The following is a 15,354-nucleotide window of genomic DNA, read 5'->3' on the forward strand; positions in this document are numbered from 1 at the left end:
GCGCGAACCGAGCACGGAGACCCAGCGGCCATGGACCACAACCACATCCCGCCGACGGTACGGCGCACCTACGGCACGGACGACCTGTCGACCGCACCGTCGTTCGCCGGGGGATTCATCAACTTCGGTGACTGGCAGGGCATCGACCTCACCGCACCCACCGCCGAGGACCGGGTGCGCAGCCAGGAGCAGCTCTACCGCCGGGTGCTGCGCGCCTTCGAGGAGCCGCGCGAACGGAAGCGCCTCGCGGAGGTCGGCTGCGGCCGGGGCCTCGGCGCCGCCCTGGCCCTACGGGAGTTCCGGTTCGCCTCGGTGACGGGCGTGGACATCCACCCCGACCAGATCGAACGCGCCCGCACCGTCAACGCCCTCGCCCTGGCGACCTATCCGGACCGCCTCGCCTACACCCTCGGCTCCGCCGACGAACTGCCCTTCCCCGACGCCTCCCTGGACGGCCTCTACTCCGTCGAGGCCGCCCAGCACTTCCGCGAACTGACCAGCTTCGCCCGCGAGTCCGCCCGCGTCCTGCGCCCCGGCGGCCGCCTGGTGGTCACCACCTTCTTCGCCGCCCCCGGCCCGGAGATCGCCGAGCGCCTGAAGATCCTCCTCGCCAGCTTCGCCGACGGCCTCGACGTCCCCCACACCCTCGACGACTTCACCACCGATCTCGCCACCTCAGGCTTCACCTCCGTCTCCGTCACCCCCATCGGCCCCGACGTCTGGCCCGGCCTCGACCGCTACCTCACCGACACCGTCCCCACCGGCCACTGGACCCGCAACTTCCTCCCCGCCTGGCGCGACGGCCTCCTCGACTACCACCTCCTCACCGCCACCCGCTGACGCTACCGTCAAGACGATTGGGAGCCTCTCCCGAATTCACCCGGAAGAGGCTCTCAAATTCTCAACCCGCTCCATCACCCTCAGCCATGTCGCTGCACCCCCAACCCATCCGACTGCAATCTTCCGCCAGTCCGGAGCGCCTGGCCCATATCATCGTCGAACTCAACCGCTGCCCATGCAGGATGCCCGGCTGGAAATCCCAGCCGGGCTCCTGCATTAACTGCTCGCGACTTGACCGACTAACCACGCGCCGCGAAGCCCTGGACTCCCGCCGATTGCCTGCTATTGGGCTTGCAAACGACGGACGTCCAGATGCTCACCCCATCCGCGCCCGAGGCATGCGCGGACCACATTGACCCGAATCGCCTCCAACGATCGAGATATGTCGCGAGCGCTGACCGTCACCTGCTTATCCCCGCCAGGAGCGTTAGTGGAAATGCTCACGGTACCATCACCCTGACCGCTCAGATCGACCCAGAACGGGCCGTCGAAGAACCTTACTCTCCTGTCACCCTCCCTGCGGCGGACATCAGCGATCGCGTCAAGCAACTCCACAAGGAATGCGAGCGGCATATCATTCCAATTCGATTCCGGAAAGTCGAATCCGTCGATATTGATCCAGACGTCGCCCCAGATAGAACCTGATCTAGCGAGATCGAGAGTTTCTATATCACAGAACACCTCGAAACTCATCGGCTTCACCTCCAGACCGGATATGCAGTCTCAATCATGCGCGTCTCCCTGTTAACCCACATCTCTATCTCAAGCCCGTTGGACGATCCCCTAAGGAAGACTCGATCCCCCTGAGAAGGCCCTGCGGTCGAAGACGACTTATATGCCTGGCGAATTGTAGACTCGATCTGCTTTGGCCCCATATCATCCGGGAACTTCGTCTTTATTCCGCTTTGCTTGTAGGTGTTACCTGCTGCGGTGTGCCGGTCAAGGATATGGTCCATATCGATGTCCACCTTTCGCCACCCAGGAAGGTTGACCGCCTTCGGGCAGTTGTGAACAAGGACCGGGATATTACCTGCCAGCACGTAGTACGTGTGGAGCTGGTCGACGGTCAGGTTGTAGGTGACCGCGGCCCGGTGGTGGTTGCGGACGGTGGTGACGGTGATCGTGCTGCCGTCGGGCTGGCGGAGTTGGTCGCCGGGGTGGAGCTGGGAGGCGTCGGTCCAGCGGTTGGTGGTGACGTCCCAGAAGGGGTGGTGCCAGGTGGTGGTGAGGGTTTGAGCCGGGGTGAGGGGGCTGGCCGGTGGGGCTCGGTCTCCGGGCTTGGCCTCGATGGTGAGGTCGGTGAAGTCCTGGTCGTCGGGGGTGGTGATGGTCGCGGTGACGGGCTCGGGGCGTGTTTCGCCCGTGGTGGGCGCGGTAGCCGTGACCAGGTCGCCGGTGGAGAGCTTGTCGATGTCCTTGCTCGTACCGTCGGCGAGCAGGACCTGGGCGCCCGCAGGAAAGCTGTTGCACCCAGGTGCACGAGCGCTCAGGGCGCCGAACGCGAGGCCGAAGTCAGCACCGATCACGGTGTCCGTCAACACGCCCTTGGCCGAGTGATCCGCGTCGCCGTCCAGAATGTTGTTGAGGTCACCTCCGATGGCACCCGCCAGCGCGCCGCAGCCTGCGGCGGCCAGTGCCGTGGAGGCACCGGCGGTGGCGAGACCGGTGGCCGCGCCGGCACTGAGGCAGATCGATCCGGCGATGGTGCTGACCGTCGCGACGATGATTTCGCGGACCACCGGATGGTCGGTGGTGAAGTTCTGAACGCGCTTGGCCCCGTTGCCGATGTGACAGCTGACTCCGGACAAGGACAACCACGAGTCGCACTTCTCGGTGCCGCGCCCGTTTCCACCGTCACCTCCCCCGCCGCCGCCACCACCGTTCGAGCCACCGTTGCCGGATTTGCCCGAGCCGTTGCTGGCCGTGGTCGGGTGGAGGGCCGCCGGGTCGGTGCCCGAGGTGCCTTCCGCGCACTGGATGGTCGCGCACCAGCTGCCGGCGCTCTTGGTGGTTCCTTCGGCGCACTCCTGGGTCGTGCACCAGCTGCCGTACAGGCCGCTGGGGTCGCTGGCGTTGACGGGGTCGTTGTTGCTGTAGGCGTAGCCGTTCCACTGCTGGGGGTCGCCGTCGCCGAGGAGCGGGTCGGGGTTGAGGAAGCGGCCGGTGACGGGTTGGTACTCGCGGGCCCCGAGGTTGGTGAGGCCGGTGGACGGGTCGAGCGTGCCGCCGACGAAGCCCTTGTCGCCGGCCCAGGTGGCGGGGTCGGGCTGGGTGCCCCGGATGTTGCCGAAGGGGTCGGTGGGGCGGCGCGACACGGTCTGGGCCGCGTCGGTGTCGATCTGGACGCCGTTGGTGCCGTGCGGGTCGGCGCACTGGTAGACCAGCTTGCCCCCGCCGGTCGCCGCGGTGACCCGGGTGATGGTGATGCCGCCGGGCGAGCTGTAGTAGCGCACGTCGGACATGGACCGGGACTTGGTGTCCAGGGTGAGCTCGTCGGCACCGAGGTTGACGGTGGTACGGCCGGGGTTGCGGCGGATCAGCTGGTTGCCGTCCGCGTCGTAGAGGTACGAAGTCCCCTCGGCCTCACCGGTCTTGGTGACCGAGGCGAGCTTGTCCTCGCCGTTCCACGTCAGGTTGGTGGTGCCGGTGGTGTCGGTGACGGCCGTGGTGTTGCCGAGCGCGTCGTACTGGTAGGTGGCCTTCTTCGTTCCGGCGGACGAGGTGGTGGTGCTGGTGAGCAGCGCGTGCGGGCCGCCGGTTCCGCCGCCGCTGTTCGGGGCGTTGGTACTGGTGTTGGCAGTGCCGGGGGCGCCGAAGGTCTGGACGGTCGTGACGTCGTTGGCGGTGACGCCGGCCGGGTCGTGCTGGGTCAGGCCGGTCCGGTTACCGGTGGCGTCGTAGGTGTAGCTCTGCCAGTACGGGACCGGCCCACCGACGGACGGCTTGGCCGGACTTCCGCTGACGGCCGGGCCGTTGGCGTTGGCGCAACCGCCGATGCCGGGGACGGAGGCCGCCGGGCCACTGCCGGTGGTGTGGCCGCCGGTGTCCGTCCAGGCGCCGCTGGGGCGGGTGGTGGTACCGCCGGTGTCCGTCCAGGCGTTGGTCACCCGACCGAGGTGGTCGAAGGTGAAGCACTGGGTGTCGGTGGCCGTGCCGTTCTGCAGGTCGCTGACCGAGGTGACCCGGCCGGACGGCGTGTAGGTGTAGGACGTGGCGTCCAGCGTGGTCTTGCCGACCTGCCGGTCGAGGTAGGAGTTGATCAGGTGACCGGTCGCGGCGTCGTACTGCTGGGTGGAGACGACCTGGGTGCCGATGTCGCCGACCGTGGTGACGACCGGCTGCCCCGTCTCGTCGTACTGGACGTCGGAGACCAGGCTGCTCAGGCCGCCGGAGGAGATGAGCAGGCCGGTGTTGATGCGGAGGTAGTCGATGCCTTCGGCAGGAAGACCACCCACCGCCGGCAGGTCGGTGTGCTTCAGTTCACCGAGGATCGCCGAGTACCGGTTGGTCGTGGTGTAGGTGCCCGCGAGTTCGCGCTCGGCCGACGGGATGGTCGTGGCCGTGCCGAGCGGGCGGTAGGCGGTGTCGTAGCCGGTGACGGCCTGGGTGTACACCTGGCCGCCGTCGGCCCCGCCGACGTAGCGGGTCGAGGAGGTGAGCTTGCCCTTGGCCCCGGGCAGGGTGTCGTACGTCCAGCCCGCGAGCTGGTTGGCGCGGCTGACCGACCCGGCGTAGAGACCGGTCTTCCGCCCGAGGACATCGTAGGAGTAGGCGAGGACGCCGCCCTTGGCGTCGGTGGTGGACGCGACGTTGGAGGCGACGTCGTAGGTGGTCAGCGTCGTGCCGGTGTCGGGATCGGTCGAGCTGACCTTGCGGCCCCGCAGGTCGTAGGCGTAGGACCAGACGTTGCCCGAGGAGTCGGTGCGCTTGGCGGTCTCACCGCTGGGCGTGTACGCGTACGAGGTGATGTCCGCATCGGCGGCCACACCGGTCGGCGTGGCGGTCCGGTACTGCCACAGTTGGGTCGTCTTGCCCCGGGCGCCGGTGAACACGCTGCTGGGGAAGGAGCCCTGGGGCGGCGTGGTGTCGGTGCGGTCGACGCCGGGGAAGGCGGTCGTGGTCGCCCACTGCTGTTGCCCGTAGGAGACGAACGCCTTGGTGGTGGCGCGGCCCATGCCGTCGTAGGTCACCCAGGTCTGGGCGGGCACCTGGGAGTCCGGTGCCACGAAGGCCGTGCCGTTCGGCTGGCTCGTGGGGTCGAAGTACGCCTCGGAGGTCTTGATCGCCCAGCCGTGCGAGTCGTAGGCCGTGTCGGTGATCAGTCGGCCGTCGCCACCGATGGCGGGAGTCCGCTGAATCTGGCGGATCCGGCCGAGTCCGTCGTACAGCTCGGTCTGGACGTTGTAACTCTCGCCCTCGCGCAGGGACTTCGTGGTGACCGCGGAAGCGGCGGTGGTTCCGTTGAGCGCGTACTCGAAGACGAAGCTGGCGGACTTGCTGGTGGCCCGGTCGGGCTTCCACACCGCGACGAGCCGGCCGATGGCGTCGTACTTCCGGGTCTCGGCCCGCCCGTTCTGGTCGGTGGCGACCAGGGGCTGGCCCCGCGCGGGGTCGACGGTCGTGGTGGTGGCCCAGTCGGCGCCCATCGGGCCGGTGACGGTGGTCTTGACCGGCAGGGAGCCGGTGGCCGGGGTGTAGGCGGTCGTGGTGGTGGCGCCGTTCGCTCCGGTCACGGAGAGCGGGCGGCCGTAGGCGTCGTAGGTGGTCGCGGTGAGCTGGGTGTAGACCGCCTGACCGGCGGTGTCGTAGTGGTCGAGCGTCCATGAGGAGCTCTGGTCGCCGACGGCCAGGGCCCCGCCGAAGGGCTTGCCGTCGTAGTAGCCCCGGGTCGCGGCGATGGTCGTGGTGGGGCCGGGCGTGGTGGTGCACGGGCCTGCCACGGTCGTCGTCCCGGAGGACAGCATGACCATCATCGGGTCGGTGCTGTCGGCGTAGCTGGTGGTGAGGCAGGTCTCGGGTGCCGCGGGCGTGCCGTCGCCCTGGTCGTCGACCTGGAGCGGGCGGTTGCCGTGGGCCGGGTCGGGGTCGGAGGTGCGGACCTTGGTGGTGGTGCGCCAGGTGCCGTCGGACAGTCTGCCCCAGCTCTTGTCCGTCGTCCTGGTCGCGCTGAAGCGGGCCACGACGTCGGGCATGCCGCCCGACTGGCTCCGGGTGGCGGTGACGACGGGGTCGCTGGTGAAGGTGGAGCTCGCCGAGACGACGGAGCCGTCGGCCCGGTCGAAGGTCTGGCTGCCCAGTACCGCGCCGGCGAGCCATTTGTCGTCCGTGTGGGTCACGGCGGCCGCGCCGGGATACGGGGTGAAGGAGACGGAGACGTTCCTGGTCCCGCTGCTGGTCGCGTCCCCGTCCATGCCCCGCAGGTAGGTGCTGACGACCTGGGTCCGGGGCGCGCCGCCAACAACTACAACAGCGCACCCGCCGTCCAACACGACTGCGACGCCAGGTACTCCGACCAGGTCTGGACCCTGTAACGAATCCCTCGCACCGGCCCGACGGCGAGCCGCCCCTTCCGCAGCGGTGCGGAAGGGGCGGCTCGGCCGTCGCCGCGCCCGTTGGTGACGTGGGGGCGACAGTAGGGTGGTGGTGGCACTCGTCAGGGCTCTTGCAGGGGTGGGATCTTCGTGCAGCACATCGGCGGTGGGCGGTACGTCCTGGAGCGCGAGGTCGCGAAGGGCGGGATGGGGAGGATCTGGGAGGCGCGGGACACGCTGCTGGGGCGGACGGTGGCGATCAAGGAGGTGTCGCTGGAGTCGATCGCGCCCGCGCACCAGGCGGAGTTCCTGAGTCGGGCCGCCGGGGAGGGGCGGAAGGCGGCGGCGCTGGCGGACCATCCGAATGTGGTGACGGTGCACGACGTGGTCCTGGAGCACGGCATGCCGTGGACGGTGATGCAGTTCGTGCGGGGCCGGACGCTGGCGGAGGTGCTGGCGGGCGGGCCGATGGGGGTGGAGGAGGCGGCGGTGCTGGCGGCGCAGTTGCTGTCGGCGCTGGGGTTCGCGCACGAGGCGGGGATCGTGCACCGGGACGTCAAGCCGCTGAACATCATGATCAACGACGCCGACGGGCGGACGCTGCTGACGGATTTCGGGATCGCCAAGGATGTCGCCGAGACGGGCCTGACGGAGACCGGCGTGATCATCGGTTCGGCGCCGTACCTCGCGCCGGAGCGGCGCGACGGGGTGGACACCCCGGCCGGGGACCTGTTCAGCCTGGGGGTGGCGCTGTTCGAGGCGGTGGAGGGGCACTCGCCGTTCGCCCGGGCGACGTGGACCGGGACCGTCCTCGCCGTGGCCGTGGAGCCCCTGCCGGCGATGGCACGCGCCGGGCGGCTGGCCCCGCTGATCGCCGCGCTGACGGAGAAGGACCCGGCGGCCCGGCCGACGGCGGCGCAGGCGCTGGCGATGCTGGGCGGCGGCGTGCGGCCGGAGCCGACGGCGGCCCAGGTCAAGGGCCCCCAGGACGCACCGCCGGCCGCTCCACCGCCGTACGCGGCGACGGTGTTCGAGCAGGCGCCCTCGCGCTGGCTGAGCACCGGCACCGTCCTGCTGGCCCACGAGCGCGTCTCCGCCCTCGCGTTCAGCCCGGACGGCCGGACGCTGGCCACCGCCGGCGGGTCCCGGACGCCGGCCGTCCACCTGTGGGACGTCGCCTCCGGCGAGCAGGTCGCGCGCTGGGGCGAGCCCCGGACGGCGGCGCGCACCACCGTCGGCCACCTCGCGTACAGCGCCGACGGCCGCGCCCTGACCCTGGTGGAGGGGGTGCCGGTGACGAACTACGTGCCCCTGCACGTCGACGCCGTCCGGTGGGACACCGCCACCGGCCGGATGAGCGCCGTCCACCGGTTCAGCACGGACATCGTCACGGGCGCCGTCGCCCACAGCCCGGACGGGGCGGTGCTGGCGAGCGTCGGCCGGGACAAGGACCTGCGCCTGTGGGAGTCCGCCACCGGCGGGCTGGTCGCCGCCGTCAAACTGCGGGGCCTGTGCGCGGCGTTCAGCCCGGACGGGCGGCTGCTGGCGGTCGGCGGCGGCAAGCCGGGGCCGCGCTCGCGCGGCACCTGCTCGGTCACGCTCCTCGACGTGGGCAGCCGCGCCGTCCTGGGCGTGCTGCGCACGGACGCGATGAGCGCGGCCCACTCGGTGGCCTTCGGCCCCGACGGCCGCACCGTCATCGCCGGCGGCGTCCCGGCCGGGGGGTGGTCGCCCGCCGCCGTCACCCTCTGGGACGTCGCGACCGGCCAGGTGACCGGCGGCGTGGGCACGACCGCCGTCCCGGCCGCGCCGAGGATGGCCCTGAGCGCGGACGGCGGGACGGGCGCCGCGTACGGGGGCGGCGAGAGCGTCCACGTGTGGGACGTCGCCTCCGGCCGGGCCCTCGCGACCCTGGGGGTTCCCGAGACGGACAACCGGGTGTCGCCCTACCTCAAGTACTTCAACCTCAAGTACCTCACCCTGGAGGCCCCCCAGCCCCTCGTCCTCGACCTCGCCGTCAGCCCGGACGGCTCGCTCGTGGCCGCCGCCTGCCGGGGCGGCGTGGTCCGGCTGTGGCGGACCGGCCCGTCCGACGCCTGACACGACGGCCCCGCAAGGCCCGCCTCAGCAGGCCACCGGCTGGGCGGCGGCCGACGGGCGGGCCACGGCGGCCTCCAGGGCGTCGAGGCGGCGCAGGCTGGCCCGGCGCTGGAGGGCGCCGAGGCCCGTGGTGGCGGCGCCGAGGGTGAGCCAGCCGAGGGGGCCGGCGGCCATGACCGCGCCGGTGAGCAGCAGGGGCCCGGCCGCCCGCTGGACGGACTGGGCCATCCCGGCGACGCCCAGGTAGGAGGCGCCGGCCCCGGCGGGGGCGAGGCTGACGGCCAGCTCCCAGGAGGTGACCGAGCGCAGCAGTTCGGCGAAGGTGACGAGCATGGCCGCGGCCAGCAGCGCCAGGGAGGCCGTCCAGACGCCGCCGCCCGCGGAGAGGGCGATCAGCGCGCAGGCGGCGAGCACGGTGAGCCCGTACCAGCGCACCGCCCGGGTGGCGCCGCGGGCGCCCTGGGCCCAGGCGGAGACGCGCAGTTGGAGGGCGACGACGAGCACGGTGTTGAGCACCAGGAAGACGGGGACGACGGCGCTGGGGGCCGAGGTGTGGTGGACCAGCCAGACCGGGAGGCCCACATTGAGGATCGAGTCGTCCAGGCTGAGCGGAATGTCCATCAGGACGAAGAGGAGGTAGCCCTTGTCCCGCCAGGGGCCGCGCGGGGCATGGGAAACCTCCGGAACCTCCTCCGAGGAAGGGGCCGGGGCCGGGGCCGGGGCCGTCAGCAGACCCCGCCCGGCGGGCTCGCGGGTGCGGCGGACCAGTTCGGCGGCGAGGACGTAGGTGAGCGCGTTGCCGAGGATCAGCGCCTGGTAGGCGGTGGTGGTCCCGAAGGCGAGGCCGAGGGCGGCGATCCCGGCGCCGACGGCGTACCCGGCGTTGGCGATGCTGCGGAAGAGCGCCTGGAAGGTGCCGCGCTGCTCGCCCGCGACGCGGCTGGCGAAGAGCATCTCCAGGGTCTTGGCGGAGCGTTCGGCCAGGCAGGTCACGGCGACGACCAGCAGCAGGGCGAGGAAGTGGTGGACGACCAGCATCAGGGCCATGGTGCCCAGGCGCAGCAGGTGGGTGGCGATCAGCAGGCCGCGGACGGGGAAGCGTTCTGCGGCGCGCCCGGCGAGCGGTGATCCGGCGATCCCGGCGACGGCCGCGACGCCGAGCATGAGGCCGAGCTGCCGCTCGTCGAGGCCGCAGACGAAGGTGAAGTAGAGCACCGAGGCCGCCGCCCACACGCCGGTGCCGGTGCGGTCGATGCCCTGCGCCAGCAGCATGATGCGCGCGTCGCGTCCGCCCGGTGGCCTGCGCAGTTGTGCGATCAGTCCGTTGTCCCGCATGTCGGCTCCCCCTGGTGCCTCTGCCTTCCGATTTAATCTCGACGTCAAGATACTTGAGACCGAGAGATTCCGGAACCCCCTGTTTCCGCAGGCCGGACGGGGTCGAGGGTCCCCTCACCCCCGGCGCACCGAAGGTGCACCCTCGACGCCCCGGGCACCGTGCGCCAGACTGCTCCCCAGCAGCACCCGCGCTCCCACGCACCAGCACGACGCACCGATACGCCACCGCCGACAACCCCAACCCCCATTGGAGAGCCACCCGGTGACGAACCGTCAACTGCTGGAGATCCCCTTCACATCCGGCCGCTCAGGCGTCGGACCGGCCACCTGGGGCCAACGCGCCTTCTGGGACACCATCCGCGCCCTCGCCCCCGCCGACAGACCGCGCTACAACGTCGCCGGCGGCGCCCCGATCGACCCCGGCCTCCCCCTGCCCGTCCTCGTCGACGCGCTGGGCCGGCTCCTCCACGTCCACGACTCCCTGCACACCCGGCTGTTCCCCGACAAGGACGGGCGACTGCTCCAAACCGTCGACGCCGAAGGGACGTTGACCCTGGAGGTGCACTCCTGCCCGGACGCCGAGGAGGTGCCCGAGGCCGGTGCCCGCCTGCACCGGGACCTCTCCGGGCGCACCTTCGACACCGCCATGGAGTGGCCCCTGCACGTCGCCGTCATCGAGACGGACGGGCTGGTGCGCTACGCCACCCTGGCCCTGCCCCACACGGCCGTGGACGGCGCGGGGATGAACCGCCTGGTCGCCGACCTCGCCGCGCTCTGCCTCGGCAGCACCCCCGCCGAACTGGCCGAACTGCGCGTGCCCGCCCGTCAGCCGCTGGAGGAGGCCGAGTTCCAGCGCTCCTCCTGGGGAGCGCGACGGGACTCCGCCGGGCGCCGGGAGTTCCTGCGCAAACTGCGCGGCGGCCCCGCCCACCAGTTCCCCAGGCCCGCCGCACCGCAGGCCGCCGGGCCCGACGCCGCGCGGTTCCCCAACGCGGTGCTGCGCTCCCCCGCCCTGGCGATCGCCGTCGAGCAGGTCGCCGCCGGCCACCGGGCGAGCACCTCCTCGGTGCTGCTGGCGGCCGTCGCCGCGATGACGGCCCGGATGTCCGGCTCGGGCGAGGCGCTGATCGACGTCGTGGTCAGCAACCGCTTCCTGCCCGAGCTGGCCAACTCGGTGAGCGCGGTCGCGGGCGAGGTACTGCTCCATCTCCCGGACGCAGAAGGGGAGTTCGGCGCCCTGGTGCGCCGCACCCACGCGGCCGCGCTCGGCGGCTACCTCAACTCGTACTACGACAAGACGGCGCTGGACGCCCAGATCGCGGAGCTGACCGCCGAGGGCGTGCCGCTGGCCGACCGCTCCTGCGTCTTCAACGACGTCCGCGAGGTGGTCCCCCCGGGCACCGACGCCCCCGGGGAGCCGGGCGCGACCACCCTGACCTGGCCGGTGGACTTCGAGCCGCGCCCCGGGCTGACGTACGCGCTGGACGCGGCGCAGTCGGGCGAGGCGCTGAGCCTGGCCATGACGGCCGATCCGGCCGTGCTGCCCCGCCCGGAGATGGAGCGCTTCCTGTACGGGATCGAGGAGACGGTCCTGGCCGAGGCCCGCGCCCTCGGCCAGGTGCCCGCCGCCTGAGCCCCGAAGCGGGCGAGGGGCGGCCCGGGCCATCGCCCGGGCCGCCCCTCTGCCGGCGAGCAGCGCCCGTCAGTGCCCCGCGGCGTGCCCCGCGGCGTGCTCCGCCGTGCTCTCCTGGATCTTCTTCCAGGACTTCGGCTCCGCCGGCGCCGCGTCCGTCCCCTGCGCGGACGGCGAGGCCGCCGCCAGGGAGGCGGCAGCGCCCGGGACCACCGGCCCGACGGCCGGCTTGGACGGGGTGAACAGCCAGGTGGTGAACAGGTCTCCGAGCTTCTTGCCCGACACCTTCTCCGCGTACGCCTGGAACTCCGGGATGGTGGCGTTGCCGTAGCGGTGCTCGGTCGGCCAGCCCTTGAGGATCGTGAAGAAGTCCTCGTCCCCGACGGCGTTGCGCAGCGCCTGGATGGCCACCGCGCCCCGGTCGTAGACGGCGCCCGCGAACTGGTTGTCCGGGCCCGGGTCGCCCGGCTTGACCGTCCAGAACGGGTCGTCCGCCGGGTGCGAGGCGTACACGTAGTCGGCGAGCTGCTGGGCGGTGCCCTCGTTCTCGTGCTCGGACCAGAGGTACTGCGCGTACCGGGCGAAGCCCTCGTTGAGCCAGATGTCGCTCCAGCGCGAGAGCGAGACGCTGTCCCCGAACCACTGGTGGGCCAGCTCGTGCGCCACGACCGAGGTGTTGGCGCCCCGGGAGAACTGCCTGGGGCTGTAGAAGACCCGGGTCTGGCTCTCCAGCGCGTAGCCGGTCGTCACGTTGGGCACGTAGCCGCCGACGGAGCTGAACGGGTAGTCGCCGAAGTAGCCGCTGAGGAAGTCCACCACCTCGCCGGTGCGCTCGACGCTGGCGCGGGCGGCGTCGGCGTTCTCGCCGAGGTCCTTGCTGTACGCGGTGTAGACGGGCAGGCCGCTGGGGGTGGTGTCCTGGGCGAGGTCGAACTTGCCGACGGCGAGGGTGGCCAGGTACGTCGCCTGTGGCTTGTTCTCGCGCCAGGTGTAGCGCGTCCAGCCGGCCGTGGAACTGGTGCCGGTCAGCACGCCGTTGCTGATCACCTGGTTGCCGTCCGGCACCAGCACCGAGACGTCGTAGGTGGCCTTGTTGCTGGGGTGGTCGTTGCTCGGGAACCACCACCAGGCGCCCTCGGGCTCCCCGGCGGCGACCCCGCCGTCGGGGGTGCGCAGCCAGGCGGTGAAGCCGTACTTCTTCACGGTGGACGGCACGCCCTTGTAGCGGACCACCACGGTGGCCTGGGCGCCCTTGGCGAGCGGACGGGCCGGGGTGATCTCCAACTCCTGCTCGCCGCTGGTGGCGAAGGCGGCGGTGCGGCCGTTGACGCGGACCTCGGAGACGTTCAGCGCGAAGTCGAGGTTGAAGCGCGAGAGGTCCTGGGTGGCCGTGGCCAGGATGGTGGTGGTGCCCTCCAACTCGTCGGTGGCGGGCTGGTACTTGAGCCGGATGTCGTAGTGGGAGACGCGGTAGCCGCCGTTCCCGTAGGTCGGGTAGTACGGGTCGCCGATCCCGGCGGCGCCGGGTTGGAAGTCCGCGGCCGAGGCCGGGACGACGAGCAGCAGGCTCAGGGCACTGGCGGCGGCGGAGACGATCAGCCTCTTGCGCAACGTGGGTCCTCCAGGATCACCGGAACGTCGGGATGGTGCGTTGTTGGAGCGATGTTGGATCGATCCATGTCCCGGTGGGGCCCACGCCACTCTCAAATTATGAGCTGTTCATGATAAGAAACAGGCCGAAATAGCCCCGCTATGAGCGCGCCTCACGCCCCCAGCGCGACCGGCGCCCGCACCAGCGAGCCGTACTCCGTCCACGAGCCGTCGTAGTTCTTGACGTGCGGGTACCCGAGCAGCTCCGTCAGCGCGAACCAGGTGTGCGCCGAGCGCTCGCCGATCCGGCAGTACGCGATCACCTCCCGCTCGGGCTCCACGCCCTTGCCGCCGTACAGCTCCCACAGCTCCTCCGCCGAGCGGAACGAGCCGTCGTCCCGGGCCGCCTGCGACCAGGGCACGTTGACGGCGCCGGGGATGTGCCCGGGCACCTGGGCCTGCTCCTGCGGCAGGTGCGCCGGGGCGATCAGCTCGCCCCGGAACTCGGCCGGGGAGCGGACGTCCACCAGCACCGCGTCCGCCCCGGGCTTGGCGAACACCTCCGCCTTGGCCAGCACCTCGTCGCGCAGCGCGCGCAGCTGCGGGCGCTCGGGGCCGGTCAGCCGGAAGGAGGTGTGCTGGTAGTCCATCACCTCGGCGGTCAGCTCGCGCCCCTCCAGCTCCCACTTCTTGCGCCCGCCGTCCAGCAGCCGCACCGGGCCGAAGCCGCGCAGCCGCAGCAGCCAGAAGGCGTACGCGGCGAACCAGTTGCTGTTGCCGCCGTACAGGACGACGGTGGTGTCCTCCTCCACCCCGGCCGCCCGCAGCAGGTGCTGGACGGCGGCGCGGTCCGCGTAGTCGCGGCCGACGCTGCTGTGCAGGTCCGTCGTCCAGTTCCAGCCGACGGCGCCGGGGATGTGGGCCCGGTCGTAGGCGGTGGTGTCCTCGTCGACCTCGACGATCCGCACCGTCCCGTCGTCCAGGTGGCGGGCCAGCCGCTCGGTGCCGACCAGCGACTCCGGGTGCGCGTACTCCTTGCCGGTCATCCCCGGCCTGCCTCACCGGCCGCGCCGTCCACCCTGGCCAGGTAGTAGAGGTTCAGCATGTCCCCCTCGACGCTCTTGACCTCCACCGAGCGGAAGCCGGCCGCCGCCAGCATCCGGCGGGCCGTCTGCTCGCCCCAGACCGTTCCCAGGCCCTCCCCGCCCTCGCCGAGGGACACCGTCATGCAGTAGAAGGTCGAGAAGGTGTAGAGCGCGGGCGCGAGCGGGTGCTCGATGTTCTCCTCCAGCCTGCTGCTGGCGGCCACGTCGCCCATCAGGAAGACGCCCTCGGGCCGCAGCGCGCCCGCGACGGCGGCCAGGGTGGGGGTGGGGTGGGCCAGGTCGTGGATCACGTCGAAGGCGGTGACCAGGTCGTACGCGCCGGTCAGCCGGGCGGAGTCCGCGACCTCGAAGGAGGCGTTGCCCAGCCCGAGCGCGGCCGCCGAGGCGCGGGCGGCGGCGATCCCCTCGGCGGAGATGTCGATCCCGGTGAACCGGCTCCGCGGGAACGCCTTCGCGAGCACGATCACGGCGTGCCCCTGCCCGCAGCCGACGTCCAGCGCGTCGATCCCGGTGCGCAGCCGCTCGGTCAGCCCGGGCACCAGCGGCAGGATCTCGTCGACCAGCGCCAGGTCGTACACCCGGGCGCTCTCCTCGGCCTGCAGCTCCTGGAAGCGCGGGTACGCGGAGTACGGCATGCCGCCGCCGGTGCGGAAGTGGCCCAGCAGCTCCTGCTCGACCTCGCCCATCATCGCGAGGAACGGCATCATCGCGGCCAGGTTCTCCGGCCCGGCCGCCCTGGTCAGTGACGCCGCGTGCTCGGGCGGCAGCGCGTAGACGGCCTTCTCCGGGTCGTACGCGACGAACCCGGCGACGACCATCCCGCCCAGCCACTCGCGCACGTAGCGCTCGTTCAGCCCGGCGGCGGTGGCGATCTCCTCGCTGGTGGACGGCGCGAGCCCGGCCATCAGGTCGAACAGACCGGTCTGGTGGCCGATGCTGGTCATCAGCCCGAGGCAGGCGTCGTTGAGCACCTGCACCACGTGGCCGGCGAACTCCTCCTGCTTGGCCACATCGATTTCGGTGACGGACATCGCTCCTCCTCCGTAGCCGGGTCGGCGAAGCCCTTACCGGCCACGCTACGCGCCTGTGGTGCGGCCGGGGGGGGCGGGGGGGGGGCCCCCCCCCCGGGGGGGCCGCCCCCCCCCCGGGGGGGCCCCCCGGGGGAGAGAAATGGGAAGAAACACGACAGGCACGAGTGGCGGGAGCAGAGGCCCGTGAC

9 protein-coding genes are annotated in these 15,354 nt (G+C 71.7%); 3 read left to right on the forward strand and 6 right to left on the reverse strand.

What is annotated here, in order from left to right; genetic code table 11:
• The first annotated feature begins 30 nt into the window (after positions 1–30).
• The gene (locus ACIBCA_RS28995; RefSeq protein ID WP_396285966.1) at positions 31–840 is read left to right on the forward strand and encodes a class I SAM-dependent methyltransferase; all 810 of its coding nucleotides are present in this window, start codon (positions 31–33) and stop codon (positions 838–840) included.
• Between the two features lie 282 nt (positions 841–1,122).
• On the opposite strand, the gene ACIBCA_RS29000 is transcribed toward ACIBCA_RS28995, so the two are convergent.
• A complete protein-coding gene (locus ACIBCA_RS29000; RefSeq protein ID WP_396285967.1) occupies positions 1,123–1,533 on the reverse strand; it encodes a hypothetical protein in 411 nt (136 codons plus the stop codon).
• A 5-nt stretch (positions 1,534–1,538) separates the two neighbouring features.
• Complete coding sequence (locus ACIBCA_RS29005) at positions 1,539–6,329, reverse strand: RHS repeat-associated core domain-containing protein (RefSeq protein WP_396285968.1); 4,791 nt, start codon at positions 6,327–6,329, stop codon at positions 1,539–1,541.
• A 192-nt stretch (positions 6,330–6,521) separates the two neighbouring features.
• Here ACIBCA_RS29005 and ACIBCA_RS29010 point away from each other — a divergent pair, with 192 nt between their 5' ends.
• Positions 6,522–8,471: a WD40 repeat domain-containing serine/threonine protein kinase gene (locus tag ACIBCA_RS29010; RefSeq protein ID WP_396285969.1), complete on the forward strand. Its 1,950-nt coding sequence runs from the start codon at positions 6,522–6,524 to the stop codon at positions 8,469–8,471.
• A 24-nt stretch (positions 8,472–8,495) separates the two neighbouring features.
• Here the strand turns inward: ACIBCA_RS29010 and ACIBCA_RS29015 are convergent, their stop codons facing one another.
• Positions 8,496–9,806 (reverse strand): MFS transporter, encoded by a 1,311-nt coding sequence (locus ACIBCA_RS29015; RefSeq protein ID WP_396285970.1) that lies wholly within the window; start codon positions 9,804–9,806, stop codon positions 8,496–8,498.
• A 262-nt stretch (positions 9,807–10,068) separates the two neighbouring features.
• Between ACIBCA_RS29015 and ACIBCA_RS29020 the strand changes: the two genes are divergently transcribed.
• Positions 10,069–11,439 (forward strand): condensation domain-containing protein, encoded by a 1,371-nt coding sequence (locus tag ACIBCA_RS29020; protein WP_396285971.1) that lies wholly within the window; start codon positions 10,069–10,071, stop codon positions 11,437–11,439.
• Between the two features lie 69 nt (positions 11,440–11,508).
• Here the strand turns inward: ACIBCA_RS29020 and ACIBCA_RS29025 are convergent, their stop codons facing one another.
• The 3 genes from ACIBCA_RS29025 to ACIBCA_RS29035 form a co-directional block, all read right to left on the reverse strand.
• A complete protein-coding gene (locus tag ACIBCA_RS29025; RefSeq protein WP_396285972.1) occupies positions 11,509–13,050 on the reverse strand; it encodes a M1 family metallopeptidase in 1,542 nt (513 codons plus the stop codon).
• A 152-nt stretch (positions 13,051–13,202) separates the two neighbouring features.
• The gene (locus ACIBCA_RS29030; protein ID WP_396285973.1) at positions 13,203–14,075 is read right to left on the reverse strand and encodes a sulfurtransferase; all 873 of its coding nucleotides are present in this window, start codon (positions 14,073–14,075) and stop codon (positions 13,203–13,205) included.
• The gene (locus ACIBCA_RS29035) at positions 14,072–15,166 is read right to left on the reverse strand and encodes a class I SAM-dependent methyltransferase (RefSeq protein ID WP_396285974.1); all 1,095 of its coding nucleotides are present in this window, start codon (positions 15,164–15,166) and stop codon (positions 14,072–14,074) included. Before ACIBCA_RS29035 ends, ACIBCA_RS29030 begins: the two co-directional genes overlap by 4 nt.
• Positions 15,167–15,354 lie beyond the last annotated feature (188 nt).

It is taken from the genome of Kitasatospora sp. NPDC051170, from assembly GCF_044455705.1.
GTDB lineage: Bacteria > Actinomycetota > Actinomycetes > Streptomycetales > Streptomycetaceae > Kitasatospora.

Bases quoted from the DNA above. Each gene is read 5' to 3' on its own strand.
- ACIBCA_RS28995 (WP_396285966.1), top strand. From the start codon at position 31: ATGGACCACAACCACATCCCGCCGACGGTACGGCGCACCTACGGCACG.
- ACIBCA_RS29000 (WP_396285967.1), bottom strand. From the start codon at position 1,533: ATGAGTTTCGAGGTGTTCTGTGATATAGAAACTCTCGATCTCGCTAGA.
- ACIBCA_RS29015 (WP_396285970.1), bottom strand. From the start codon at position 9,806: ATGCGGGACAACGGACTGATCGCACAACTGCGCAGGCCACCGGGCGGA.
- ACIBCA_RS29030 (WP_396285973.1), bottom strand. From the start codon at position 14,075: ATGACCGGCAAGGAGTACGCGCACCCGGAGTCGCTGGTCGGCACCGAG.
- ACIBCA_RS29035 (WP_396285974.1), bottom strand. From the start codon at position 15,166: ATGTCCGTCACCGAAATCGATGTGGCCAAGCAGGAGGAGTTCGCCGGC.